The 23,881-nt window shown below is 69.1% G+C and carries 17 protein-coding genes; 6 read left to right on the plus strand and 11 right to left on the minus strand.

Translation table 11 applies throughout. The features are described 5' to 3' along the window. Positions 1-474: RcpC/CpaB family pilus assembly protein (locus tag AB0305_RS07340; protein WP_366172282.1), on the plus strand; the 474-nt coding region annotated here is incomplete at its 5' end. Positions 475-533: 59 nt separating this feature from the next. Here AB0305_RS07340 and AB0305_RS07345 read toward each other — a convergent pair. From AB0305_RS07345 to AB0305_RS07375, 7 genes are all read right to left on the minus strand, one after another. Next, complete coding sequence (locus AB0305_RS07345) at positions 534-4,805, minus strand: DUF4011 domain-containing protein (protein WP_366172284.1); 4,272 nt, start codon at positions 4,803-4,805, stop codon at positions 534-536. Positions 4,806-4,947: 142 nt separating this feature from the next. Continuing rightward, positions 4,948-6,537: a glutamine-hydrolyzing GMP synthase gene (gene guaA / locus AB0305_RS07350; RefSeq protein ID WP_364133200.1), complete on the minus strand. Its 1,590-nt coding sequence runs from the start codon at positions 6,535-6,537 to the stop codon at positions 4,948-4,950. Positions 6,538-6,689: 152 nt separating this feature from the next. Continuing rightward, positions 6,690-7,202, minus strand: a complete 513-nt coding sequence (locus tag AB0305_RS07355) for a DUF3817 domain-containing protein (RefSeq protein WP_290255848.1) — start codon at positions 7,200-7,202, stop codon at positions 6,690-6,692. Continuing rightward, positions 7,199-8,068, minus strand: a complete 870-nt coding sequence (locus AB0305_RS07360; RefSeq protein WP_364133202.1) for an SURF1 family protein — start codon at positions 8,066-8,068, stop codon at positions 7,199-7,201. The genes AB0305_RS07355 and AB0305_RS07360 overlap by 4 nt, the downstream gene beginning before the upstream one ends. Positions 8,069-8,194: 126 nt before the next feature. Further along, positions 8,195-8,683: a PTS sugar transporter subunit IIA gene (locus AB0305_RS07365; protein WP_290255850.1), complete on the minus strand. Its 489-nt coding sequence runs from the start codon at positions 8,681-8,683 to the stop codon at positions 8,195-8,197. 60 nt (positions 8,684-8,743) lie between these two features. Then, on the minus strand, positions 8,744-10,495 hold the full coding sequence (locus AB0305_RS07370; RefSeq protein ID WP_290255851.1) for a glycerol-3-phosphate dehydrogenase/oxidase: 1,752 nt from the start codon (positions 10,493-10,495) through the stop codon (positions 8,744-8,746). Between the two features lie 103 nt (positions 10,496-10,598). Next, positions 10,599-11,735: a GuaB3 family IMP dehydrogenase-related protein gene (locus tag AB0305_RS07375; protein ID WP_290255852.1), complete on the minus strand. Its 1,137-nt coding sequence runs from the start codon at positions 11,733-11,735 to the stop codon at positions 10,599-10,601. A 140-nt stretch (positions 11,736-11,875) separates the two neighbouring features. Here AB0305_RS07375 and AB0305_RS07380 point away from each other — a divergent pair, with 140 nt between their 5' ends. The 4 genes from AB0305_RS07380 (at position 11,876) to AB0305_RS07395 (ending at position 14,762) form a co-directional block, all read left to right on the plus strand. Continuing rightward, positions 11,876-12,769, plus strand: coding sequence for a hypothetical protein (locus tag AB0305_RS07380; RefSeq protein WP_364133205.1), 894 nt, complete (start codon positions 11,876-11,878; stop codon positions 12,767-12,769). A 91-nt stretch (positions 12,770-12,860) separates the two neighbouring features. Further along, positions 12,861-13,490 carry a hypothetical protein gene (locus tag AB0305_RS07385; protein WP_364133208.1) on the plus strand — a complete coding sequence of 210 codons (630 nt, stop codon included), beginning with the start codon at positions 12,861-12,863 and terminating at the stop codon, positions 13,488-13,490. Next, positions 13,487-14,134, plus strand: a complete 648-nt coding sequence (locus tag AB0305_RS07390; RefSeq protein ID WP_364133210.1) for a hypothetical protein — start codon at positions 13,487-13,489, stop codon at positions 14,132-14,134. The genes AB0305_RS07385 and AB0305_RS07390 overlap by 4 nt, the downstream gene beginning before the upstream one ends. Continuing rightward, complete coding sequence (locus AB0305_RS07395; RefSeq protein ID WP_366172289.1) at positions 14,121-14,762, plus strand: hypothetical protein; 642 nt, start codon at positions 14,121-14,123, stop codon at positions 14,760-14,762. Before AB0305_RS07390 ends, AB0305_RS07395 begins: the two co-directional genes overlap by 14 nt. Before the next feature lie 41 nt (positions 14,763-14,803). On the opposite strand, the gene AB0305_RS07400 is transcribed toward AB0305_RS07395, so the two are convergent. From AB0305_RS07400 to AB0305_RS07410, 3 genes are all read right to left on the minus strand, one after another. Further along, on the minus strand, positions 14,804-16,639 hold the full coding sequence (locus tag AB0305_RS07400) for an ABC transporter ATP-binding protein (protein WP_364133216.1): 1,836 nt from the start codon (positions 16,637-16,639) through the stop codon (positions 14,804-14,806). A gap of 105 nt (positions 16,640-16,744) precedes the next feature. Further along, positions 16,745-18,256, minus strand: coding sequence for an IMP dehydrogenase (guaB, locus tag AB0305_RS07405; RefSeq protein ID WP_364133219.1), 1,512 nt, complete (start codon positions 18,254-18,256; stop codon positions 16,745-16,747). 212 nt (positions 18,257-18,468) lie between these two features. Beyond that, the gene (locus tag AB0305_RS07410) at positions 18,469-20,544 is read right to left on the minus strand and encodes an acyltransferase family protein (RefSeq protein ID WP_364134634.1); all 2,076 of its coding nucleotides are present in this window, start codon (positions 20,542-20,544) and stop codon (positions 18,469-18,471) included. A 209-nt stretch (positions 20,545-20,753) separates the two neighbouring features. Between AB0305_RS07410 and AB0305_RS07415 the strand changes: the two genes are divergently transcribed. Beyond that, entirely contained in the window at positions 20,754-21,722 is a 969-nt protein-coding gene (locus AB0305_RS07415; protein ID WP_364133222.1) for a DUF389 domain-containing protein, read from the plus strand. On the opposite strand, the gene AB0305_RS07420 is transcribed toward AB0305_RS07415, so the two are convergent. Beyond that, the gene (locus AB0305_RS07420; RefSeq protein ID WP_364133225.1) at positions 21,706-23,766 is read right to left on the minus strand and encodes an acyltransferase family protein; all 2,061 of its coding nucleotides are present in this window, start codon (positions 23,764-23,766) and stop codon (positions 21,706-21,708) included. The genes AB0305_RS07415 and AB0305_RS07420 overlap by 17 nt on opposite strands. Between the last annotated feature and the right edge of the window lie 115 nt (positions 23,767-23,881).

Raw genomic sequence — 23,881 nt, forward strand, 5'->3', positions numbered from 1 at the left:
GGGGATCTCAACGCAGTCCAGGTTCCGCCGGGGGTTTTACCTGACGCGGCCATTGACCCGTCGACGGCCGAGGGGCAGCAGCTGGGCATCGCGTTGAGCCGGGGGCAGTTGCTGAGCTCATCGTTCTTTGTCGGACCCGGCCTCTTGACCGGGAGCCCACCCGGTTCCGCCGCCGTACCGTTGCGCATGGCTGATCCCGCCTCGATCCAGCTGGTCTCCCCCGGTCAGCTGGTCAACATCGTGCTGACCGGCGGCAATGGGTTTGAGCAGGCGGCAACGTCGGAGATTCTGGCCGCGCGCGTCCCGGTGCTCTGGACCTCCGCCCGTGGCGGCAGGTCCGGGCAATGGCTCGACGTCGGCGATACGGACGGGCTGATGGTGGTTGCGGCCGACCCCGAGCAGTCCAGGAAGCTTGCCGGCGCGTCGACGCAGGGACAGTTATTTTTTGTCCTCGTTGGTCCCGGTGGGCCGTAGTCACGCTGCGGGCGTGCTGTTGCTCACCGTCCCGCGCCGGCGCTGCCCCGCCCCTGGTGTCAGCCCCAGTGCGGCGGCTTCTGTTCCTGCAGCCAGGCGTCGTGGTCATACCCGCCGGGCTCGTCGCCCCAGCGTCGGGGATCATCCTCCGCGGCTTTGGTGGGAAGGATCCCTGCCGGGGACGCGCTGTGTGCAGCGGCGCCTTCGGCCCGGGACGGCTGACCGGAAGCACTGGCTGCAGTCCGGTCCGCGTCCTGATCCGGGGTACCGGCACTCCGGCCCTCCCCGGCCCGGGCTGCCCTGTCGGTATCGATGGTGGCCGCCGTGGCGGGTTCCCCGTGGGCTTCGCCGGGATGGTTCCGGTTGTCGTTTGCGGCGCTCTGGTGACTGGTCACGTCCGCCTCCTTAGTACTGCTCGTAAATTCCTGCTGGTGCGCCGCGGCGGCCCAGGCGGTGGGCGCCTGGCCGGTGGCCGCATACGCGTCCCGGGCGCTCTCGAGCCCGAAACTTTCCATGTCGTCCGAGAAGCCCGGAGCGGTCCCGATCCGGGAGGACGCCACCGGCTTCTCCAATCCAAGGTACCCGCCAATCCGGTCCGCGCACACGGAGGGATCGGTAAAGACCTCGATGGTCCACAGCGCCATGTAGCGCCAGCCCAGGCGTTCCAGCAGCTGCGGCCGGAGCCGGCTGCGTTCGCGGACGGTCATCCGCCGGTAACGCTCGGTTCCGTCGGATTCGATGGCCACCGGACGCGGGATGTCGGCGTCGTCCTGTCCAATCGTGTGCAGTGGATCCGCAGCCGCCACCATGTCCAGGGCTCCGTCGTACTGGTGCCAGACGCGGGCGCCGCGGGCGCGGAGCCTGTCGCCGAGGTCCGTGACCAACGGGTCCGCACCTAGCGCCTGCTCGCTGGCGGCGGCGCGGGACGCGGGGCTGCCCAGGTCCGAGTTGCCGGCAATCTCCCGGTCGATCAGCTCGTAGAAGTCAACGGCCCCGTGGCTCAGCCGGGAGCTGTCCAGATCCTCGGGCCGGAAGCAGGTGAGCACGTGGAGGGAGCGCCGGGCACGGGTCATCGCCAGTGCGAACTTGGCGCGGCCGCCTTCGACGGACAGGGGCCCCAGGCTGTGCAGCGCGCGGCCGTGCGGCGTGCGGCCGTAACCGGGCGAGAAGATCACCCGGTCGCGGACCAGGCCTTGCGCCCGTTCGAGGTCGACCACGCGGAACGATTCGGTGCCCGCGGTGAAGAAGCCCGCCAGCAGCGGGTAGTTCGGCAGCTGCAGTCGGATGGCCTCGCCGATCCGGGCGGCGTGCCGCAGGCTGCCGGTGACGACGGCGAGGGAGGTCCTCGGACGCAGCCTCGCGTGGTCGAAGACAAGTTCCACAACCCGGTTCACTTCGGCCAGGACGGACTCGACGCCGTCCTGGTCAGCGCTTGGGAGACCCGTTCCGTCCGGCAGGTATTCGACCGTGAGGGCGCGGTCCAGCCCGGTTGCGGACTGCCCCTCGGGCAGCCGCCGGAGTTCGCCGCCGTAGAAGTTCTTACTCAGCTGCCGGACCAGATCCTCGTCCACGGCTCGGTAGACGGTCCGGAGCCTGCGCACCGGCAGCACCGCCGCCAGGCTCTGGTAGGCGCTATCGACGCGGTGGTGGGAGCTCTCTCCCGCCGCGAGCCGCTCGACACCCACGGTAAAGGTTCGCGGGCTGGCGATCCTGTCATCGCCGAAGGCAATAACCTGGCGGGACCGCGCGACCGCGGGGAGCACTGCCTGCAGGGAGGTCGCCTCGGCGTCGAGGATCACCACCGCGTCGAAGTGCCGTTCGGCGGGCAGCAGGCTCGTCATCAGGTACGGGCTGATGGACCAGACGGGCACGAGCATGGGGATGAGTTCGGCAGACTGGGCGGTGAGCGCCGCCGGCGTGACCCGGCCGTCCTTGAGCAGGCTCCGCAGCAGTTCGGCTTGCCGCGGGTGCTCTGCCAGCGCCGCCCGCCAGCGCTCCGCGAGCTTCCACCGGAGCCGGGCAGCGCCGCTGGCGATATGGGCGTTGTCCGCGAGGCGGTATTCCGCCTCCAGCTGCCGGAGGGCATCGCCGTCGGACATGGCGAGGTAGTCGTCCCCGCTGATCATCGCCTCCAGCGCGGACTGCCACCAGGCGAGCTCGAGTTCGGCGGCGACGGAGTCCGCGGAGACCTCACGCTCGGCAAGATCCGCCAGCAGCTCACCCAGGCCGTGCTCGCGCATGTTTTCAATCAGCAGCGTGCGTTCGGGCAGGGTCTCAAGGGTGCCGGTGTCCGCCACCAGGCGGGTCAGCCGGTCGAGCAGCTCCGGGTACGGCGTATTCTGCACGTCGCCGCCGTCGCGGGTATACCTGACGGCCTCGCCGAGGTCCTTGAGCTCGCCGTCCAGTTCCCGGTACAGCCCCGACAGCTCGCCCAACCCGGACGGCACCGCGGGGTGCCGCTGCGTGGTGGCGTACCCCGACCACGCCGCCCGCTGCTCCTGCACCAGGACCAGCGAACTGTGCAGGTCGGCAATGTGGACGCCGGGCCGGACGTACTCCTTCGCGACCCGCCGCAGCCGCGACCGCTGCATGGAGGGCATATCAATGCTGCGCTCCCGTCGCCACGACGAGGAAGCAGTGGCCGAGATCAGGTCGTGGACCGGACGGTCGAAGATGTCGGGGGTGAATTTGTCCAGGCTTCCCCGCACGGCGACCAGCAGGTCGATCTGGTCGCCCCACTCGGCAAAGGTGTCCCCCAGCCGGATTTCGGCGTGCTCGGCGACCTCGTTCATACGGTCGCGGAGCCTCGGCAGCTTCTCCGCGACAGAGCGCGCCACCTGCTGCGCTTCCTGGGTTTCCTTGCGGGTCAGCAAACGGGCGCCGTGCCACGGGCTCAGGGTCGAGGCCCGGCTGAAGCTGCCCAGTTCCGCGGCTCGCCGCAGCCGCTCGGCCAGTTCCGCGCGGTCGCGGATGTTATCAAGGACGCTGCGCTTGAGCCTGACGGTGGTCGCCGGGGCGGGATGGATCGCGGTCAGGGCCGCGAGCGATTGCATCGCCTCGTACGGGGAGCAGCCCCAGCGCTCCCGCACGTTGTGCAGGGAGGCCACGTGGTCCATCAGCGCGTGCCGGTGCTCAGTCAGGGTGGCGTGCAGGTTCTTCAGCTGCGGTTCGAGGGACTTCTCGTTGCGCACGATCGCGCGCACCAGCTGGCCCTTGAGCTGGAGCGGGGTGGTGCTCCCGGCCAGCTGCACCAGCATCGAGTCCAGGCCCAGGGCTTCGAGCTGCGCGGAGACCTCGCCCAGGCTGGCGCGGCGGTCCCCCACCACCAGCACGCTTTTGCCCTCGTCGACGAGGGCGCCGATGGTGTTGATCGCGGTCTGGGTTTGTCCGGTTCCCGGAGGGGCGCTGACCACCAGGGAGTCGCCGGCACGGACGGCATCCACCACGTATTGCTGGTCGGAGTCCGCGTCGAGGAGCAGAAGCTCATCGGCGGGGTTCCGCTCGTCCGTGCTGGCGAAGCGGCCGTCCTTGAGCTCGGGTACCTCCACGGAGTCGCCTGCCGCCACGCGGCCAAGGGCGGCAATGAGCTTGTTCTCCGGGTTGATCCACGGGTCGTCGAGGTTGCCGGAGAGATCGGCGAAGGTGGAGACGAGGAGGTTGTGCTCCACCTCGGCGCCGTGGATCGGCTGGATCAGTGTCGCGAGCCGGTCCAGGACGGGCAGCGGGTCGAAACGGGCGGTGCTGTAGGCCATCCGCGTCACGGCGTTGACGTCGAAGACGATGCCGTGGATGGTCTTCAGGTGACGGACCAGTGCCGGGTTGATCCGGGCCTGCTCTGTAAGTTGCAGCTCGTAGTCGTCTTCGCCGGGACGGACCGTGAGGGACACGGCCGTGAGCATGACCGGAGCGGAGACCCGCTGCGGCTTCCCGCCGACGGCCGAGGTCCAGACGACGGTGCCGGCCGAGAGGTACCCCGCGTCGATGCCCCGGTCGTTGGCCAGCTCAAAGATCTTCGAGCGCAGGTTCCGGGAGGCGCGCGCCGCCACGACGTACTGCTGGCGGTCACGGATGAGGGTGGACAGCCGCGTGCGCCGCCCGGCCATCAGCTGCGCCAGGCCCGACGGGTGGGCATGGGTCAGGTCGATGGAACCCTCGGGCGTCTTTGTGAAGCGCAGCATCGTGTCGGGGCCCGTGACGGGCTTCAGTCCCGACAGCCATTTCCTGAACTCCTCGGAGCCTTCGGGGTGGCCTTGACCAACTGACACTTCTGCCTTCTTTTCTGTGCTCACGGTTTCTGTGTTCGCGCGGAACGCCCTGGACCATACCGGCATGCCTTCGAGCGTAGCCCGGATCGGCCCGCCGGGAGGGGCCGCAACACTGGCAGGGGCCAAAATAGTGCGGTCGATTCCTCTCCACCGGCCGGAGGATTAAACGCCAAGGGCCGGCCTCCGGAGAGGCCGGCCCTTTACAAGGCTATTCCCACTCGATGGTTCCCGGCGGCTTGCTGGTCACATCCAGCACCACCCGGTTCACGCCGTCGACCTCGTTGGTAATCCGGTTCGAGATCCGGGCCAGCAGGTCGTACGGGAGCCGCGACCAGTCCGCGGTCATGGCGTCCTCGGAGGAGACCGGGCGCAGCACGATCGGGTGGCCGTAGGTGCGGCCGTCGCCCTGCACGCCGACGCTGCGGACGTCGGCCAGCAGTACCACGGGCATCTGCCAGACCTCGTTGTCGAGGCCGGCGGCGGTCAGCTCGGCGCGGGCAATCGCGTCGGCCTTGCGCAGCAGGTCGAGGCGTTCCTTCGTTACTTCACCGACGATGCGGATGCCGAGGCCGGGGCCCGGGAAGGGCTGGCGGCCGACGATTTCCTGCGGCAGGCCGAGCTGGGCGCCAACGGCGCGCACCTCGTCCTTGAACAGGGCGCGCAGCGGTTCGACGAGCTCGAACTGCAGGTCCTCGGGCAGGCCGCCGACGTTGTGGTGGCTCTTGATGTTGGCCGCGCCCTCGCCGCCGCCGGATTCGACGACGTCCGGGTACAGCGTGCCCTGGACCAGGAACTTGATCTTGTCGCCGTGCGCTGCCGCCTCGGCGACGATTGCCCGCTCGGCCTCCTCGAAGGCACGAATGAATTCGCGGCCGATGATCTTGCGCTTGGTCTCGGGGTCGCTGACACCGGCCAGGGCGGCCTGGAAGCGTTCCTGCTCATTGGCGACGTAGAGCTTGACGCCGGTGGCGGCGACGAAGTCGCGCTCCACCTGTTCGGCTTCGCCTTCACGCAGCAGGCCGTGGTCGACGAAGACACAGGTGAGCTGGTCGCCGACGGCGCGCTGGACCAGGGCGGCCGCCACGGCGGAATCCACGCCGCCGGAGAGGCCGCAGATGACCCGGGCGTCGCCGACCTGCTCGCGGATCCGGGCGACCTGCTCCTCAAGGATGTTGCCGGTGGTCCAGTTCGGTTCCAGCTTGGCACCCTTGAAGAGGAAGTTCTCCAGGACCTGCTGGCCGTAGGCGGAGTGCTTGACCTCGGGGTGCCACTGCACGCCGTAGAGGCACTTCTCCTCGTTGGCGAAGGCGGCGACGTCGGCGCCGGCCGTCGTGGCCAGGACCTCGAAGCCCTCCGGCGCTTCGTGCACGGAGTCCCCGTGGCTCATCCAGGTGCTCTGGTGCTGCGGCATGCCTTCGAGGATGGAGCGGCCCTCACCCAGGACGGTGGTCTCCGTGGCGCCGTACTCGCGAAGGCCGGTGCGGGCCACCTTGCCGCCCAGGGCGTTCGCCATGGCTTGGAAGCCGTAGCAGATGCCGAAGACCGGGACGCCGGCGTCGAACAGGTCTGCGCCCACGCCGGGGGCGCCCTCGGCGTAAACGCTGGACGGGCCACCGGAGAGGATGATCGCGGCGGGGTTCTTGGCCAGCAGCTGCTCGGTGCTGTAGGTATGCGGAACAACTTCCGAATACACATTCGCTTCCCGGACGCGGCGGGCAATCAGCTGCGCGTACTGGGCACCGTAGTCAACAACCAGGACCGGCCTTTGGGACGTCTGGGATGCAGTGGGTGTGGTCACCCCTCTAGCCTACTTTGCGCCCCCGCTCCCCCGCACATTCGCGGTGCGGCGGGTAAGCGAACTCACAGGCCGGCCGCGTCACGCGCGGCCGGTGAAGGTCAGCGGCGAACCGTGGCGGACGGTCTGCGGCGGCGCGGGGGCCGAGAAAGGGCTTAATAGCGCTGTGGTGCCTGCGGGTTGGCGGCCAGTTCGGCTTCGACCTCGGCGTGGAACTTCTTCTCCACGAAGAACGAGAGGAACGGCACGACGCCGCCGAGGGCCAGGATGATCATCTTGCCGAAGGGCCAGCGCATCAGGGACCAGAGGCGGAAGTTGGACATCAGGTAGACCACGTACATCCAGCCGTGCACGATCAGCACGGTGACCGAGACGTTGACGCCGCCGATAACGCCGGCCGGGTCGGCGTCGGCGAACCCGAAGCCGAACGGTTGCCCGGTGACCGCGTTGGTGCCGCCGGCGAAGAGGTACTGGCCGAAGACGTAGCGGGCGATCAGCTCGGCGCACAACAGCAGCAGCATGGAACCGGTGAGGTAGGCCAACACCTTGTAGAACTTCAGCGCGGAGCGGATCTGGGCCTCGGTTCCGCCGAAGCGGCGCTTCTTGCCGGCGGGTCGTCCCGGTCCGGCGGGCTGCTGCGGGTCGATGGCCGGTTTGGGCTCAATCATGATTGCACTCTCGGGTCGGTGGTGGTGTGGGTGGACGGGGTGTCGGTGTCCGGGTGCGGCGGGTCCTGTCGTTCGGACTGCTCGCGTTCCTGCTCGTCGAGGGCGTCCTCGAGATCCCGGCGGTAGTCGTCCTTGACCAGCCGCCACCAGATGAAGAGGGCGAACCCGGCGAACACCACCCATTCGGCGGCGTAGAAGAGGTTCAGCCAGTTGATGCTCTGTTGCGGCGGCTGGGGGCCGATGTCCAGGGCCTTCGCCGGCGCGGCAACGGCGACGTTGGCCCCGCCGGCGCGCTCGGCGCTGGCGGCGACGAAGCCGGGGTAGCTGCTGACATTCCAGACGTTGATCAGCTCGGCCGTGGAAACGGCGGTCGCCCGGCCGGGACCCGGGTCGGTGTTGGGGACGGGTGCCTCGGACGGTATCAGCCGCCCGGTCAGGGCGATGGTGCCCGAGGGCGGCGCGGCCGCGTCCGCGGGATCGGCAACCCAGCCGCGGGCAACGGCCAGCCAGGTTTCGGGGCTTCCGCCGGCACCGATCAGCACGGGGGCCCCCTGGACGGCGAAGCCGGTGACAATCCAGTACCCCTTGGCGCCGTCCTTGACCCGTCCGGGGACCAGGACCTGCTTCTGCGGGTCGTAGTGGCCGGTGGCGGTAACCACCTGGTCGGCCGCGGTGCCGGGGAAGAACTCGCCGGGTTTGAGGACGGCGGTCAGCGGTTTCGGGTCTTCGGTGGCGGTGGAAACCGGCGCCTCGGACCGCGTGGAGCGGCCGAACTGCCACTGGCTCAGCAGCACGAAGACCCCCGAGATCACCAGCGCAAAGACCAGGCCGGCGATCCAGCGGGGTTTGAGGGCGGTTTTCAACACCCCTTAACCGTACTTCGTCCGCCTGTAGAAGACCGAAACGGGCCTGGGAGTCCCGGCTGCCCCTAGAGTGGAGCAGCCCGGTCCCTGCGTGGCGACGAAGTCGACACGAAAGGGCCTGCCCCACTCTTAGTGGTCGAAGAACACCAGGGAGGAGTTGATCAGTTCGGCGATGACTTCCGGGTCGTAGGCCCGGCGCAGGGACTCCCGGAAGGATTCCTTGGACAGGGAGCGGGCCAGCGTGGCGAGGACCTCAAGGTGGTCGGAGAACGAACTCGCCGGCGTCGCGATCAGCAGCACCACGGTGGCTGGACCGTCGGCGGCGCCGAAGTCCAGCGCCTTGCCGTACTTGGTGATGCCCACGGCGATCGAGGTGCGGGAAACGAACTCGCTGCGGGCGTGCGGCAGCCCCACGCCGCCGGGCAGGCCGGTGGCCATCTGGTGTTCCCGGGCGTTGACATGGGAGAGAAAGCCCTCCAGGTCCGAGATCCGGCCCGCCTCGAACATCCGCTGCGCGAGCTGGGCGGAGGCGTCGTACTTGTCGGCGGCGTCCAGCTCCAGGATCACCATCTGCGGCGTGGTGAGGTCGGCATCGTACCGGTCCAGTGGTTCCGCCAAGAGCTGTCCCTTCGGTTTGGCTTCGTGCACGCCGGCCGGCTGGGGCCGTTCCCGCCCGGGTCAGCGCAACGGGACGATGTCCTCCACACCCAGCCGTGCGGCGTCGGCGGATTCGTCGTCCGGCTGTTCCTGGCTGAGCCGTTCGGCGTCCACCCGGGCCAGGTAGTGCTTGATTTCGCTCTCGCGCTGCGCATCGCTCCAGCCGAGAACTTCACCCATGAGTTTAGCGACTACCGGCGCGGCTGACACACCGCGGTCCCAGGCCTCGATCGAGATCCGGGTCCGGCGGGTCAGGACGTCCTGCACGTGCCGGGCGCCCTCGAACTTGGCCGCGTAGACCGCCTCGGCGCCCAGGTAGTCGTCGGCCCCGGGCAGCGGCTCGGCAAGCTCGGGGTTCTCTGCTATGAGGGCCAGGACTTCCGGGGCCATCGAGCCGTACCGGTTGAGCAGGTGTTCGACCCGGGCCACGTGCACCCCGGTCTCCTCGGCCATCCGGCTGCGCTTGTTCCACGCCGCCTTGAAGCCGCTGGCGCCCAGCAGCGGGATGGACTCCGTGCACGACGGCGGGACGCGTTCGTCCATGGTGCGGGTGGCCTCGTCCACGGCGTCCTTGGCCATCACGCGGTAGGTGGTCCACTTGCCGCCGGCGACGACGACAAGGCCGGGTACCGGGTGCGCCACGATGTGTTCCCGGGAGAGCTTGGCGGTGGAGTCGCTCTCCCCCGCCAGCAGGGGCCGCAGGCCGGCGTAGACGCCCTCGACGTCCTCCCGGGTCAGCGGCCGCTTCAGCACCTTGTTGACGTGCTCGAGGATGTAGTCGATGTCCTTGCTGGAGGCCGCAGGATGCGCCTTGTCCAGGTTCCAGTCGGTGTCGGTGGTGCCGATGATCCAGTGCCGGCCCCAGGGAATGACGAACAGCACCGATTTCTCGGTCCGCAGGATCAGTCCGACGGTGGACTGGAACCGGTCGCGGGGCACCACCAGGTGGATGCCCTTGGACGCGCGGACCTTCAGCTGGCCGCGGTCCGTGACCATGGCCTGGGTCTCGTCGGTCCACACCCCGGTGGCGTTGATGACCTGCTTGGCGCGGATGTTGAAGCTGGAGCCGTCCTCGTGGTCGACTACCTTGGCGCCGACCACCCGCTCGCCCTCCCGGAGGAAGTCCACAACGGCCATCTGGTTCACGGCATGCGCGCCGTAGTAGGCGGCGGTCCGGATGAGGTTCGCGACGTACTTGGCGTCGTCGACCTGGCCGTCGTAGTAGCGGATGGAGCCGACGAAGGCGTCGTTTTTCAGGCTGGGGGCGGCCCGCAGCGTTCCCCGCCGGCTCAGGTGCTTGTGGAAGGGGACGCCGCGGCTGTGCCCGCCGGTGATGGACATGGCGTCGTACAGGGCGATGCCGGAGCCGACGTAGGGCCGTTCCACGAAGCGTTTGGTCAGCGGGTAGAGGAACGGGACCGGACGGGCCAGGTGCGGGGCCAGGACCGAGAGGATCAGGCCACGCTCGTGCAGCGCCTCCTTGACCAGGGCGAAGTCGAGCATCTCCAGGTAGCGCAGGCCGCCGTGGATGAGTTTCGAGGACCGGCTGGAGGTTCCTGCGGCCCAGTCGTTGGCCTCCACGATGGCGACGCTCAGCCCCCGGGTGACCGCGTCCAGCGCGGCGCCGGCGCCGACGATGCCACCGCCGACGATGAGGATGTCGAGTTCCTTGCCGGGCTCCGCGGTTGCCCGCAACGCGGCCAGGGAAGCTTCGCGCTCGTCGGGTCCGAGCGCGCCTCCGGCCTTGGGAGCACCACCGGGAAAACTGTTCATCTCACGCCTCCATCCGGATCAAACCTCGTAGTGCACCACACTACGTCCAAGTTCGGCGGATGGGCAGGGGCAGGACGGCGGACCGGTTACCCCCTACGCCGGCTCAGTTCCCGGCGTAAGGCGAGACGACGACGTCGACGCGCTGGAATTCCTTCAGGTCCGAGTAGCCGGTGGTCGCCATCGAGCGGCGCAGGGCGCCGACCAGGTTGGCGGTGCCGTCGGTGTGGTGGCCAGGTCCGAAGAGAACCTCCTCGAGCGGGCCGACGGTGCCGACGTTGACCCGGTCGCCGCGCGGCAGCTCCAGGTGGTGGGCTTCCTGGCCCCAGTGCCAGCCGCGGCCGGGGGCTTCTTCGGCGCGGGCGAGGGCGCTGCCGAGCATGACGGCGTCGGCGCCCATGGCGATGGCCTTGACGATGTCGCCCGAGGTGCCCATGCCGCCGTCGGCGATCACGTGGACGTAGCGTCCGCCGGATTCGTCCATGTAGTCGCGGCGGGCGGCCGCGACGTCGGAGATGGCGGAGGCCATCGGCGAGTGGATGCCCAGGGCGCGCCGCGTGGTGGTGGTGGCGCCGCCGCCGAAGCCGACCAGGACGCCCGCGGCGCCGGTGCGCATCAGGTGCAGGGCGGGGGTGTAGCCGGCGGCCCCGCCGACGATCACCGGGACGTCGAGCTCGTAGATGAACTGCTTGAGGTTCAGCGGCTCGTGGTCCTTGGAGACGTGCTCGGCGGAGACCGTGGTGCCGCGGATAACAAAGATGTCGACGCCGGCTGCCAGCACGGTCTTGTAGTGCTCCTGGGTCCGCTGCGGGGTCAGGGACCCGGCGACGGTGACGCCGGCGGCGCGGATCTCGGCCAGCCGGGAGGTGATGAGTTCGGGCTGGATCGGCGCCTGGTACAGCTCCTGCATGCGGCGGGTGACGGCGGTGGAGCTGTCCTCCGCTTCGAGGGCCGCCAGCTGGTCCAGCACCGGCTGCGGATCCTCGTACCGGGTCCACAGGCCTTCGAGGTCCAGGACGCCGAGGCCGCCGAGACGGCCGAGAGCGATGGCGGTTTCCGGCGACATGGCCGAATCCATGGGTGCGGCGATCACCGGCATGTCGAACTTGTAGGCATCGATCTGCCAGGAAACGGAGACGTCCTTGGGGTCACGCGTACGGCGGTTGGGGACGATCGCAATGTCATCCAGGGAGTAGGCACGACGCCCACGCTTGCCTCGGCCAATCTCAATCTCGTAAGTCACTGCTCTAGGTTATCCCAGGCCCGGCCCGGGATGCCTGCGGCCGGCCGCCATGGGCAGCGCTGCCCATGGCGGTCCCGCGGGCCTGTCCCCTACGCTGGGGTCACACCAGCCCCCATTCATCCCTTCCTGGAGGACCATCCATGGCCCCTGGCCTTTACGGCGCCGACGTCGAGCAGTTGCGGTCCTTGTCAAAGTCCATGGGGCTGTCCGGGTCGCGGCTCTCCGACACCGAGCGCCGGATCAACTCCCTGGTGGCGGGAGCCGCCTGGCAGGGCGCCGATGCCGGCCGGTTCCGCAGCGAGTGGAGCGGCACCCTGAAGCCGCTCCTCAGCAGGGCCTCGCAGTCGCTGGCGGAGGCCTCGAAGCTCCTCCTCACCCAGGCCAACGAGCAGGAGGCGGCCAGCGCGCAGGGTGGAACCGCGGGAACCCCCGGCACCGGAGGCACCTCCCGCCCCGGCACTCCCGCCGGCAGCGCCTCCGGCAGTGCCGGTGGCACCGGGCAGGAAACCGGCCTCGAGACGATCATCGCCGGGGCCGGCGGGGCACCGTGGTTGGCAGGGAACGCTGCCGTCACCTCGGCCGGGCTCTACGCGGACAAACTGTTGGACACCATGGCCAAGGGCGGGCTGGTCACGAAGCTGACCAACTGGCCCATGCTCGGCGCCCAGTACGGCCAGGCCGCCGAAGCCGGCTACGTCCGCGGCACCCAACTCCTCAACGGCACCTCCCTGCTGGGGCGGCTGTCCGGCGGGTTGGGCATCATCACCGGCGGCCTGCAACTGGCGCAGGGAATAGCGACGGACAACACCGGGATGAAGATCGACGGCGGCATCTCCACCATCCTCGCCGCGGGCAGCTTCGTTCCGGTGGCGGGACCCTTCTTTGCCGTCGCCGGGGTCGCCTGGGGCGGGGCCGGCCTGCTCGCCAGCAAGTTGGGCTACGGCTCAGCCTCGGAAATGATCGGCGACGGCGCCACGCATGTCGCCGACGCCGTGGCCGACGGCGCCAAAAAGGTGTGGGGCTGGCTCACCTGAGCCGCCCATCCCCCCTTCTCCCTAGACTGGGACCAGAGACAGAGACCCGCGGCACCACCCAATCCCCAGACCCGTCGCCCGAAAGGCAGTCATGACCGCGCAAGACGACGCACCCCTGCTTATCACCGAGCACGAACTGATCGCCCTGGTCGCTTTGGCGGGCACCGACGCGGCTCTGATGTGCCAGCGCTTGTTCCGGCTGGACCATGCCGCCGGCGCGCCGCTGGAACAGGCAGGGGTCAGCACGCTCCTGGAACGGGGGCTGATGACCGTCGAGGCCGACGCCCTGGTGCCGGTCGGGCAGGCCGCCAGCGTGGCGGCCGCACTGGCCGGTGCCGATGCGTGGCTGGAAATCGCACTGGTCACCCCCCAGGCCGACCACGTGTACTTCCTCTTCGGCTCCGCCGACGGCGCCCTGATCCTCAGCCTGAGCAAATACGGGGTGCACGAACTGCGACCGCTCACCGATGCCGAGGGCATGATCGTTACCGCCGTCGAGATGGTGAATTTCTACCTGGGCGCGTCGCCGGACGGGCGGCCTGCCGCGGCCACCCTCCGGCGCCATCTCCCGGACGGCGCCTCCCACGCCGTGCACGTGAAGGCGGACCCGGACGGGTCCCTCGAACTCCGCGCCGGGGACGACGGCAGCGAGGCGGTCCCCCTCCGCCTAGAGGATCTGGACTCCAGCCTCCGCAGGGGCCTCGGCCTGCAGCCGGCATGACCGATCCGTCAACGTTCGCCCGGGACCGACCCGAGCATCCCCTGGACCACTGGGCCTCGCCGGAACTGGCCCGGGTCAGCCCGCCGAACGCCCCGTCCCGCCTGCGCCAGTTAGCCGACGCGCAGGCAGCCCGGGCCGCGGCCTGGAGCGCTGCCATCGCCGCCGGACCCGTGCTGCTGCTGGCGGGGGCCTTCATCTCGGCCCTGTCCGGAAACCCCGCCTGGGTCCTGGCTCTCGGCGCGGCCGGAGTGCTGTTGGCGGTGCCGGGCATCGTGGCCTGGAAACGGGTCCGCGCAACGCTGCCGGACGCCGGCGCCAGCCTGGTCACCCGCGGCCCGGGGTCGGCGCGCGGCGGCATCATGATGGTCGCGGTGCTGGCCGTAGTCCTCGGAGCCATCCTGGGGTTCGTCTCCCCCGGCATCGCTGCCCGGGGCGGCTCAACGCTGGCCGCGGTGGCCGGCGCCTACGTCCTGATGGTCGCGCTCCTGGCGGCTTGCATTCTGGTCCCCGCCGTGGTCCTGGGCCGCGGGCGGCAATCCTTCCGCCGCAGGATCGGCACGGACCCGAGCCTCCGTGCCGCGGTGGAAGCAGACCTGGCTACCTGGCGTGACCCCCGCGGTGCCGTCGGGTATGGACCGCTCTGACCGTGGCCGGGCACTAATCATGGCCGAGCGCTGGATTTTTGACGGACACATCGCCGGGATTGGCGCCGCGTCCGGTTTCCGTGCTGTGATCGGCATCTGGCATTCCTCCCCCTTGGGCGCCTTCGCCGATGTGATGGTCCAGGAGGCCACCGGACGGCGGCTGCTGCTGGCCCCCTCCGCGGCGGTGGCGGAGTTTGTCGCCGCCACCTACCAGTTCGACCAAGTGCAGATTGTGGACGTGGACGCCGGGCTCGACGGCGGCCGGCTCACCGTCGCCGCCGGTCCCCTGGCAATCGAGGCAGGCATCGGCACCCGCACGGTGACAGGCATCGGGCTCCGGGCGGTCCCTCACCGCCTCGCCGTCCACCCGGCCTGGCTGACCGCGATCAACCCCCTCGCCGCCCTGCTCAGCCCCGGCGCCCGGACCGCCGGCACCGCCGGGAACGGCAGGCGGGAGTTCTACGGCGTCACCGACCTGCACCGGATCAACGACGCCCGGGTCCGCTGGGACGGCGAAGACCAGGGCGCGCTGGTGCCGATCCGGCCGGCGGTAACCTTCGGCTTCAGCAGCGTCCCTGCCCGGCCCGCCGTGGCGACGGTCCGCACCACGATCCTTTCTGGAGACTGAGCCGTGCGGTGGGGCAGCCTGCGGTCCTCCCCTCTTGGAGGTCAGCCGGCGTCGGCGTCACTCAACTGCGATTCGAACATCCGGAAGTAGCGGCCGCGCAGGGCGACGAGGTCCTTGTGGGTGCCCTGCTCGACCACGCGGCCGTCCTCGAGCATGTACACCACGTCGGCCTTCTCGATCGTGGCGAGCCGGTGGCTGATGGCGATGATGGTGCTGCTCCGGTCCGCGAACAGCCGGGTGAAGATCCGGTGCTCGGCCAGCGCGTCGATCGCCGACGTCGGTTCGTCCATCACCATGAAGGCGGCGTCCCGGTAGAAGTTCCGGGCCATGGCCAGCCGCTGCCACTGCCCGCCGGAGAGGCCGCTGCCCTTGCGCCCGCGGGGGTCCTCCATCCAGTTGCTGACGTGGTTGTCCAGGCCGTTGGGGAGTTTGAGGATGAAGTCCAGCGCCTCGGCGTCTGCCGCTGCCCGGCGGATCCGTGCGTCGTCCCGCGGGGCGTCGACGTCGCCGAAGCGGATGTTCTCCGCGGCGGTGGCGAACTCGTACTTCAGGAACTCCTGGCTGAGCACCGCCAGGTGGCGGTGCCAGGAGGTGACGTCGACGGCGGCGAGGTCGACGCCGTCCAGCAGCACCTGGCCCGAGTCGGGGTGGTACAGCCCGGCGAGGATCCGGATCAGGGTGGACTTGCCGGCGCCGTTCTCCCCCACGATCGCGACGTGCTGGCCCTGCCGGATGGTCAGCGAGATGCCCTTGATGACTTCGAGGTCGCTGCCGGTATAGGTGAAGCGGATATCCCGCAGTTCCACGGTGCGGGGTGCCCGCAGCAGCGGCGGCGCGTGCTCGGAGTGCACCGGTAGCGCCATGAACAGCTCGTAGTCCTTGAGGTTGGCGAGGTCCTCGTCAATGGAACTCAGGGAGGAGACCAGGTTGTTCGCCGTGGACAGGGCGCGGCTGACGATCTGCTGGACGTACAGGAACTGGCCGACCGGCTGGGCCCGGGCGATGATCTGCCCGACGACCCAGATCAACGCCACCACCTCGGCGCCGTACTGGAGCGCGTCCGCCGCGAGCTGGCGCGGGATGTAGCGTTTCTGGAAGTCCAGCCGCCGTTTCTCGTCGGCGTCGCGGAGCCGGGACCGGAGTCCCATCAGGTAGCCGACGATCCCATAGAGCCGCATCTCGGCGATGTGCTGGGGCCGCAGCAGGTTGGTTTCGATCATCCGCCGCTGCCGGCGCGAATCCACCTGGGTGTTCCAGTGGGCGATCTGCTCCCGGGAGAGCTTGAACTGCAGGTAGACGCTGGGCACGATCGCCACCAGCACGATCACGGCGATCCACCAGCTGACCAGCCAGAGTGCGCCGATCGCTAGCACCACGGAGACCAGCTGCGTGAAAATCGCGGCAATCCGGTCCAGGACCCGGGCGTAGGAGTCGGAGAACCGCTTGGCCCGGTCGTAGAGGTCCACGGTTTCCTTGTCGTCGTAGCGCCAGAATTCCAGGGCCAGGAACCGTTCGTACATCAGGTCGCCCACGATCGCGCCGACCCGGAAGCTCATCAGCTGCTGGATGTAGCGGTCCACGCTGCTGAACGCGCCCCAGAACAGGCCAAGGGCGGCGGTAACGACGACGTAGACGATCGCCTGTTGCCCGGCGGCGGCGTTGCCCGCGTAGGCCGCGGCCAGCGCGGTCGTCGTCAGCGCGGCGAAGTAGGTGGTGACCAGCGGCAACAGCGCCGAGATCAACGAGCCGGCCACCTTCATGACGACGGCGGCGGGCGAGGCGCGGAAACTGACCCGCAGCACCTGCGCTACGGCCCGGGCGTAGGGCCGCAAGGCGAGCTTCCGTGCCGGTTCGCGCGCGGGCAGCAGTTCGGACATAGCTTCAGCCTAGGTCACGCGCCCAACGCCGCGGACACGCGAAAGGGGCCGTTCTGAGTGATCAGAACGGCCCCATTCGGGTATCAGTCGGGCACCCTGTTCGGGTCAGCGTGCGCCGTAGTTGGGCGCTTCGACCGTCATCTGGATGTCGTGCGGGTGGGATTCCTTCAGCCCGGCCGGGGTGATCCGGACGAACTTGCCGCGGGCCTTCAGCTCGGGGACCGTGGGGGCGCCGGTGTAGAACATGGTCTGGCGGAGGCCGCCGACCAGCTGGTAGGCCACGGAGGCGAGGGGGCCACGGTAGGCCACCCGGCCCTCGATGCCTTCGGGGATGAGCTTGTCATCGCCGGAGACGTCGGCCTGGAAGTACCGGTCCTTGGAGTAGGAGGTGTTCTTGCCGCGGGTCTGCATGGCGCCGAGGGAGCCCATGCCGCGGTAGAGCTTGAATTGCTTGCCGTTGACGAAGATCAGGTCGCCCGGGGACTCGTCGCAGCCGGCCAGCAGGGAGCCGAGCATGACGGTGTCGGCGCCCGCGACCAGGGCCTTTCCGATGTCGCCGGAGTACTGCAGGCCGCCGTCGGCGATCAGCGGCACGCCGGCGGGGATGGCGGCCTTGGCGGACTCGTAGATCGCGGTGATCTGCGGGACGCCGACGCCGGCGACGACGCGGGTGGTGCAGATGGAGCCGGGACCCACGCCGACCTTGATGCCGTCGGCGCCGGCGTCGATCAGGGCCTGCGCTCCTTCGCGGGTGGCTGCCTGGCCGCCGATGACGTCCACGTGCGCGGCCACCGGGTCCGACTTGAGGCGGCGGATCATGTCCAGCACGCCCTGCGAGTGGCCGTTGGCGGTGTCCACGAACAGGGCGTCGACGCCGGCGTCAATCAGGGCCATGGCGCGTTCCCAGCCGTCGCCGAAGAAGCCGATGGCGGCGCCGACGCGGAGCCGGCCCTCGTCGTCCTTGGTGGCCAGCGGGTACTGCTCGGCCTTGGTGAAGTCCTTGGTGGTGATCAGGCCCTTGAGCCGGCCCTGGTCATCGACCAGCGGCAGCTTCTCGATCTTGTTGGTGGCCAGCTTGTGGGAGGCTTCCTCGCGGCTGATGCCCACGTGGCCGGTGACCAGAGGCATCTTGGTCATGACGTCGCTGACCAGCCGGATCGCGAAGTCTGCCTCGGGAACGAAGCGGGTGTCGCGGTTGGTGACGATGCCGAGCAGCCGCATGCCCTCGTCCACGACGGGGAGGCCGGAGACGCGGTAGTGCGAGCAGATCTCGTCGAGCTCGGCCAGGGTGGCCTCGGGGCCGATGGTCAGCGGGTTGGTGATCATGCCGGATTCACTGCGCTTGACCCGGTCCACCTGGTCCGCCTGGTCGGCGATCGAGAGGTTGCGGTGGACGACGCCGAGGCCGCCTTGGCGGGCCATGGCGATGGCCATGCGGGACTCGGTGACCGTGTCCATCGCGGCCGAGAGCAGCGGGGTCTTCACGGAAATGCGCTTGGAAATCCGGGAGGAGGTGTCGGCGTCGGAGGGGATGACGTTGGTGTGCCCCGGCAGGAGCAGAACGTCGTCGTAGGTCAGGCCGACGAAGCCAAAGGGGTCGTGTTCGGGCTGGGTCATGAGTGCGCCTCTTACCTTGGGTTTCTGGGTTTCACGGGTAGGGGTTGCAGCAGATGACCAGCCCGTCATTACGGGCGTGGCCTGTGCAGAAGTGTTGAATAAATAGTAGAACCTTGGCGCCGATCCCCATATTCCGGGCGGCGGGTGTGAGCCACTTCATCCGGGGTGCCGGCCGGGGGCACACAGGCGCCGCGACGGCGCGCAGGCGCCGCTCAGCTCCAGCCGGTCGCCGCGAGCAGACGCTCCTCGAACATGGGGATCATGGTCTGCACATAGGTCTTGGTCAGGTGGTTGTCGTCCTTGTAGACGTAGACGTTGCCCACCACGGCGGGGCAGGTGCCGTTGGCGCAGATGAAGTCGCTCATGTCCATCAGGTGCAGCCGGGGCACCTTGCCGCGGTAGTCATCCAGCGGCGAGGCGGCGGCCAGGGACTCCTGGAGCGGGACGTTGCACGCGGCGGCGTCGGCGCCCTTCTTCTGGACGCATTCGGGCATGTTCTGGGTGAAGCGGGGGTTGTCCCGGATCCCGACGACGTCGATCCCGGCGTCGGTGAAGGGTTTGATGCCCTCAAGGTACTGCGGAACCTCGGTCTCGTAGGGCGCGTCCTTGTGGGTCAGGGAGGCGACGGTGAACACCGCATCCGGCTTATGTTCCAGGACGTACTCGGCGCTGGCCTTGTTGAAGGCGTTGCAGTCGGCGTCACGCTGGTCCGATTCGCCGCCGAACCGGCAGTTGCCCTTGAGCAGGGTGACGACCTCCCAGCCGTGGCTTTTGGCGACCGGGCCGAGGGCGGCCATGTACTGCTGGGCGTGCGAGTCGCCGAGCACCACGATCCGCTTGGTCACATGCTCGGGGCGGCTGTTCTGCAGGCAACCCTGCAGCAGCGGGTTGCTGGGCACGTTCGCGTCCGTGCAGAGGCCGTCGATGTCCGCCCATTCGTTTTTCATCGCCTGCGGCGCGGGAATGATCTTCGCCTCCGGCGTGGGTTTGCCGGCGTTTTCCGGCGCCAGGACGGCGGCCCCGGGGGTGAGGTCCCGCGGCTGCGCGGCGGCGGCGGCCTCATCCGCGCTGATGCGACCCTGCCAGAGGGTGATCGGGGCGGCCAGCAGGGCCCCGCAGGCGGCGATCACGACGGCGGAGCGCCAGGCCCGGCTCTGCGGCCAGTGCCATTCGCGCAGCGGCTTCTCCACATAACGGGTGGTCAGCACCGCCAGCGCGATGGAGACGGCGACGATGGCCAGGCCCTGCCAGAGGTCCGGCGCGGTGATCCCCCACCCGGCCAGGGCCAGCACCAGCAGCGGCCAGTGCCAGAGGTACAGCGCATAGGAGTTGTCGCCAAGGGCCACCAGCGGCCGCCAGGTAAGGAGCCGGTCCACGCCGAACCGGCTTCCGCTCTGCCCGGCGACGATGATGGCGGCGGCGGCCAGCGTGGGCCAGAGGGCGATGAAGCCGGGGAAGGACCGGTCGACGGTCAGGAGCAGTCCGCAGGAGAGCATGGCCACGAGGCCGGCCCAGCCCAGCACCACGCGCAGCGCCTTGCCAGGCTTCAGGTGCGGCAGGGCCAGGGCGAGCAGCGAGCCCAGGGCGAACTCCCAGAGGCGGGCCCCGGTATCGAAGTACGCGTAGGCCTGGTTGCTGGCGGTCTGGTCGATGGAATAGACGAGTGACGCGGCGAAGACCGCACCGAAGGCCACCGCGAGCAGCAGCGGGTAGCTGACGCCCTTTGTCCCCAGTGGAGTCCAGCGGTTCAGTGCCCGGCGGAGCAGCGCCGCTCCGGCGAAGATCAGCGGCCACAGCACGAAGACCTGCCCCTGGATGGAGAGGGACCAGAAGTGCTGCAGCGGGCTCGCACCCGAATGGTCTTGGGCGTAGTAGTCGACGGCGGTGTCCGCGAGCAGCCAGTTCTGCCGGTACAAGAGGGAGGCCCAGGCCTGGCTCAGGACATCGGGCCAGCGACTGGCGGGGAGGATCGCCCAGGTCCCGGCGAGCACGGCGAGCACCACCACGACGACGGCGGGCAGCAGCCGCTTCAGCAGGTGGAGCCAGTGGTGCACGAGGCGCAGCGGCTTCCCGGCCTCGACCTTGCGGGCGAAGCTCAGGGTCATGAGGAAGGCCGAGATGAGCAGGAAGATGTCCACGCCTCCCGAGACCCGGCCCAGCCAGACGTGGTAGGTCACGACCATGAGGACGGCCAGGGCGCGCAGCCCCTGGACCTCCGGGCGGTAGCCCGTTTTACGGCTCGCCGGAGACCCGGCCGGCGCATGCGGCCGGGTGGGATTGATTCGCAGCTCTGACACGCGGGACCCCTCGGGGTGATTCATCGACATTGTGGGCAGGATTCCGAACCAACAATGTTACCGAACCGTAATTTCGTTCGCCAATCGCCAGAGTGCTTACTAATTGCGGCTGCGCCTGAGGATGCACTCCTTGAGGCCGCGCGGCTGAGTACCCCGCCGCATTCCCCCGGCTACTCTGAACGGGTCGAAGGAGGCCGCCGGTGATCGTCACGGTGCGAATAAGCGTTCCGGCGGAGCTGACCTCCGCCGTCGTCGAGTGTTGCTCGGATGCGGAAGGTGTGGCGGAGGTGGCGCTGCATCCGGGGACCTCGCTGGTGCCCGAGGGTGACGTGCTGCAGGTGATGATCGCCCGGGAAGCCGTCGATCCGCTGCTGGAGAGGCTTCAGTCACTGGGTGTGCAGCGCGCGGGCTCCATCTCCGTCACCACCCCCGAGCTCCTGCTCTCCGACCGGGCCGACCGCGCAGTCGCTGAGGCGCCGGGCGAGGGCGCGGACGCGATGATCTGGGACGAGGTCTCCCGGCAGACCGGGGACGATGCCAAGCTGACCTGGAGTTTCCTGGCCTTCCTGGTTCTCGCCACCCAGCTGGCGGCGATCGGCATCGTCACCGACTCCACCATCGCCATCGTCGGAGCGATGGCCGTCGGTCCGGAATTCGGGCCGCTCGCGGCGCTGGCGGTGGCGCTGGTGCGGCGGCAGTGGCGGCTCGGGCGCAGTGCGGCCCTGGCCCTCGGCGTCGGATTCCCGGTTGCGATGCTCGCGGCGGCCTTCACCGCGTGGTTGTCCGTTCCGCTGGGGCTCTTTCCCACGTCCGCGCTGGACACCGGGTCCGCCGTCGAGTTCATCTACCACCCGGGACCGTACTCGTTGATCGTGGCACTTCTGGCCGGGGTGGCAGGCATGCTGTCGGTGATCAGCCGCCGTTCCACCGCCCTGGTGGGTGTGTTCATCTCGGTGACCACTGTGCCGGCGGCGGGGTTCGTCGCGGTGGCGCTGGTGCTGGGCGAGTACCAGAAGGCGGCGGGCTCGGCCGTGCAGCTGTTCATCAACCTCGCCGGACTGGTGGTGGCCGCGGTGGCCGTGCTCCTTTTCTACCGGGTGGTGACCCGGCGGCACCCCCGCGGTGCCCGACCCCGCCAGGGGCGCAGCAGCGCTACTCCCAGCCGGTAGCGGAGAGCAGCCGGTCCTTGACCATCGGGGCCATGCTCGCCGAATAGGTGCGGCTGAGGTGGTTGTCATCCAGGTAGACGAAGGTGTTGCCCACGACGCCGGGGCAGTCGTTTTCACGGCAGATGAGGTCGGTCATATCCAGTGTGACGACGTTCGGGGCTCTGTCCGCCAGGGTGTCGAGCGGATTATCTGCGGCGAAGAGTCCACTCTTGGCCGGCAGGCACGCCGTGTCGTCCTTCCCCTTCGTCACGACACAATCGGCCATGTTGAATTCGAACCGCGGGTTGTCCCGCAGCAGGATCACCTGGATTCCGAGACCGGTCCACGTATCGAGGCTGGACTCCAGACCGGGGATCAGCGTTTCACCGTTTGACGAGGGCGACGCCGCGGTGCCCACCACCACGATCGCATCCGGCGGGTTGCGCCTGACCTCCGCGGTGACGGCGGCGTTGAACTTGTCGCAATCGGCATTGGCGTTCTGCGCAGTTGTGCCGGGCTTGCAGCCGCCCATCAGCATGGCGTAGAGCCGCCATCCCTTCTCATCACTCACCGGTTTCAGGGCGGGGAGCCACTGTTCTGCGTGCGAGTCGCCGAGGACGAGAACCCTCTTCGCCGAATTCCCGTTCTGGGTGTTTTCGTTGCACACTCCGCGGAGGGTGGCATTCTGGGGCTCGAGTGTACCGCTGCACGGCTGCGGCAAACTGGCCCAGTCCTTGCCCAAGTTCTCCGGCGCGGGAAGGAGGGCCGCGTCGGCGTCGGCCTGCTCTGTGAAGTCCGGCAGCAGCGCACGGGCGCCGGGATTATTCCGCGCGGCCTTGGCCAGGATGCCCTGATTCTCGAAGTACAACGCCAACTGGAGCCCGGCCAGCGGGACGGCGGCGACCGTGAGGGCGGCCACGATCGCAAGCGACGTCCGGCGCCGCCTCACCTCCGGCCACTTCCACTGCCGCCACGGGCGCTCCACGAACCGGGTGGTCAGGTAGGCCAGCGCTATGGTGGTTACGATGATCGCCGAACCCGTGACTGGACCGGCGTGGCCGCGCTGCTGCACCGCGAGCGCAACGACCAAGAGCGGCCAATGCCAGAGATACATCGCGTGGGACATGTCCCCGAGGCGGACCAGCGGCCGGGAACTGAGAATCCGGTCCGCCCCGAACCGGCTACCGGTCTGACCGGCGACGATCACGCAGGCGGCGGCCAGGGTGGGCCACAGCGCGATACTGCCGGGGAAGGACGCCTGGACGTCCAGCAGGAAGCCGCAACTCAACATCGCGGCGATGCCAAGCCACCCGAGACGCACCCGCCACGGCGCCGGGATCCGGAGCAGAGGAAGGACCAGCGCCACGAGCGATCCGAGCGCGAATTCCCAGAGGCGGGCGCCGGTGTCGAAGTAAGCCTCGGTTTGGCTGGCCGCGGTGAAGACGATGGAGTACACGAGGGAGACGGCAAAAATGAGCCCGAAAACGTAGGCCAACAGCGCCCGATACTTCAGGCGGAAGCGCTTGGCGAGGAGCGCGGCACCCACAAAGATCAGGGGCCACAGGATAAACACCTGCCCCTGGATGGACAGCGACCAGAAATGCTGGAAGGGGCTGGCCGAGGAGTGGTCCGAGGCGTAGTAGTCGGTGGCCTGGGCCTGCAGCAGCCAGTTTTCGGAATACACCAGGGACGCCCAACCCTGGCCGACGATGTCCAGCCACCGGGTCCGAGGAAGGAACAAGATCATCGCCGCCAGCGTGGCGACCACCACGACGACGGCCGCCGGGATGAGGCGGCGGAAGAGATGCAGCCAGTGTTTGACCAGGGCGGTCGGACGCCCGTCGTCGTAACGTCCCACGAACTGAAGGGTCATGAGGAAAGCCGACACCAGCAGGAACACGTCCACACCGCCGGAGACCCGGCCAAACCAGATGTGATAGGTCATCACCATCAGGACAGCCAGCGACCGCAGCCCCTGGATCTCGGGCCGGTAGCCGGGTTTCCGGTTGGGACGGGCCGGAACGCCCGTGGGAGCCGCTTCCTGGAGCCCCGCCTGCTGCGTCATCAAAATTCCTCACCACGTACGGCCTGCATCGGGCCGCCGAAACCTAAGTGTTCCACTCTACGGAAGGTGCGCCGGGGGTGCCAGCCGCCGGGGTGCACCCAGCGAGTTAAGCAGA

This window comes from Arthrobacter sp. NPDC080086, assembly GCF_040702285.1.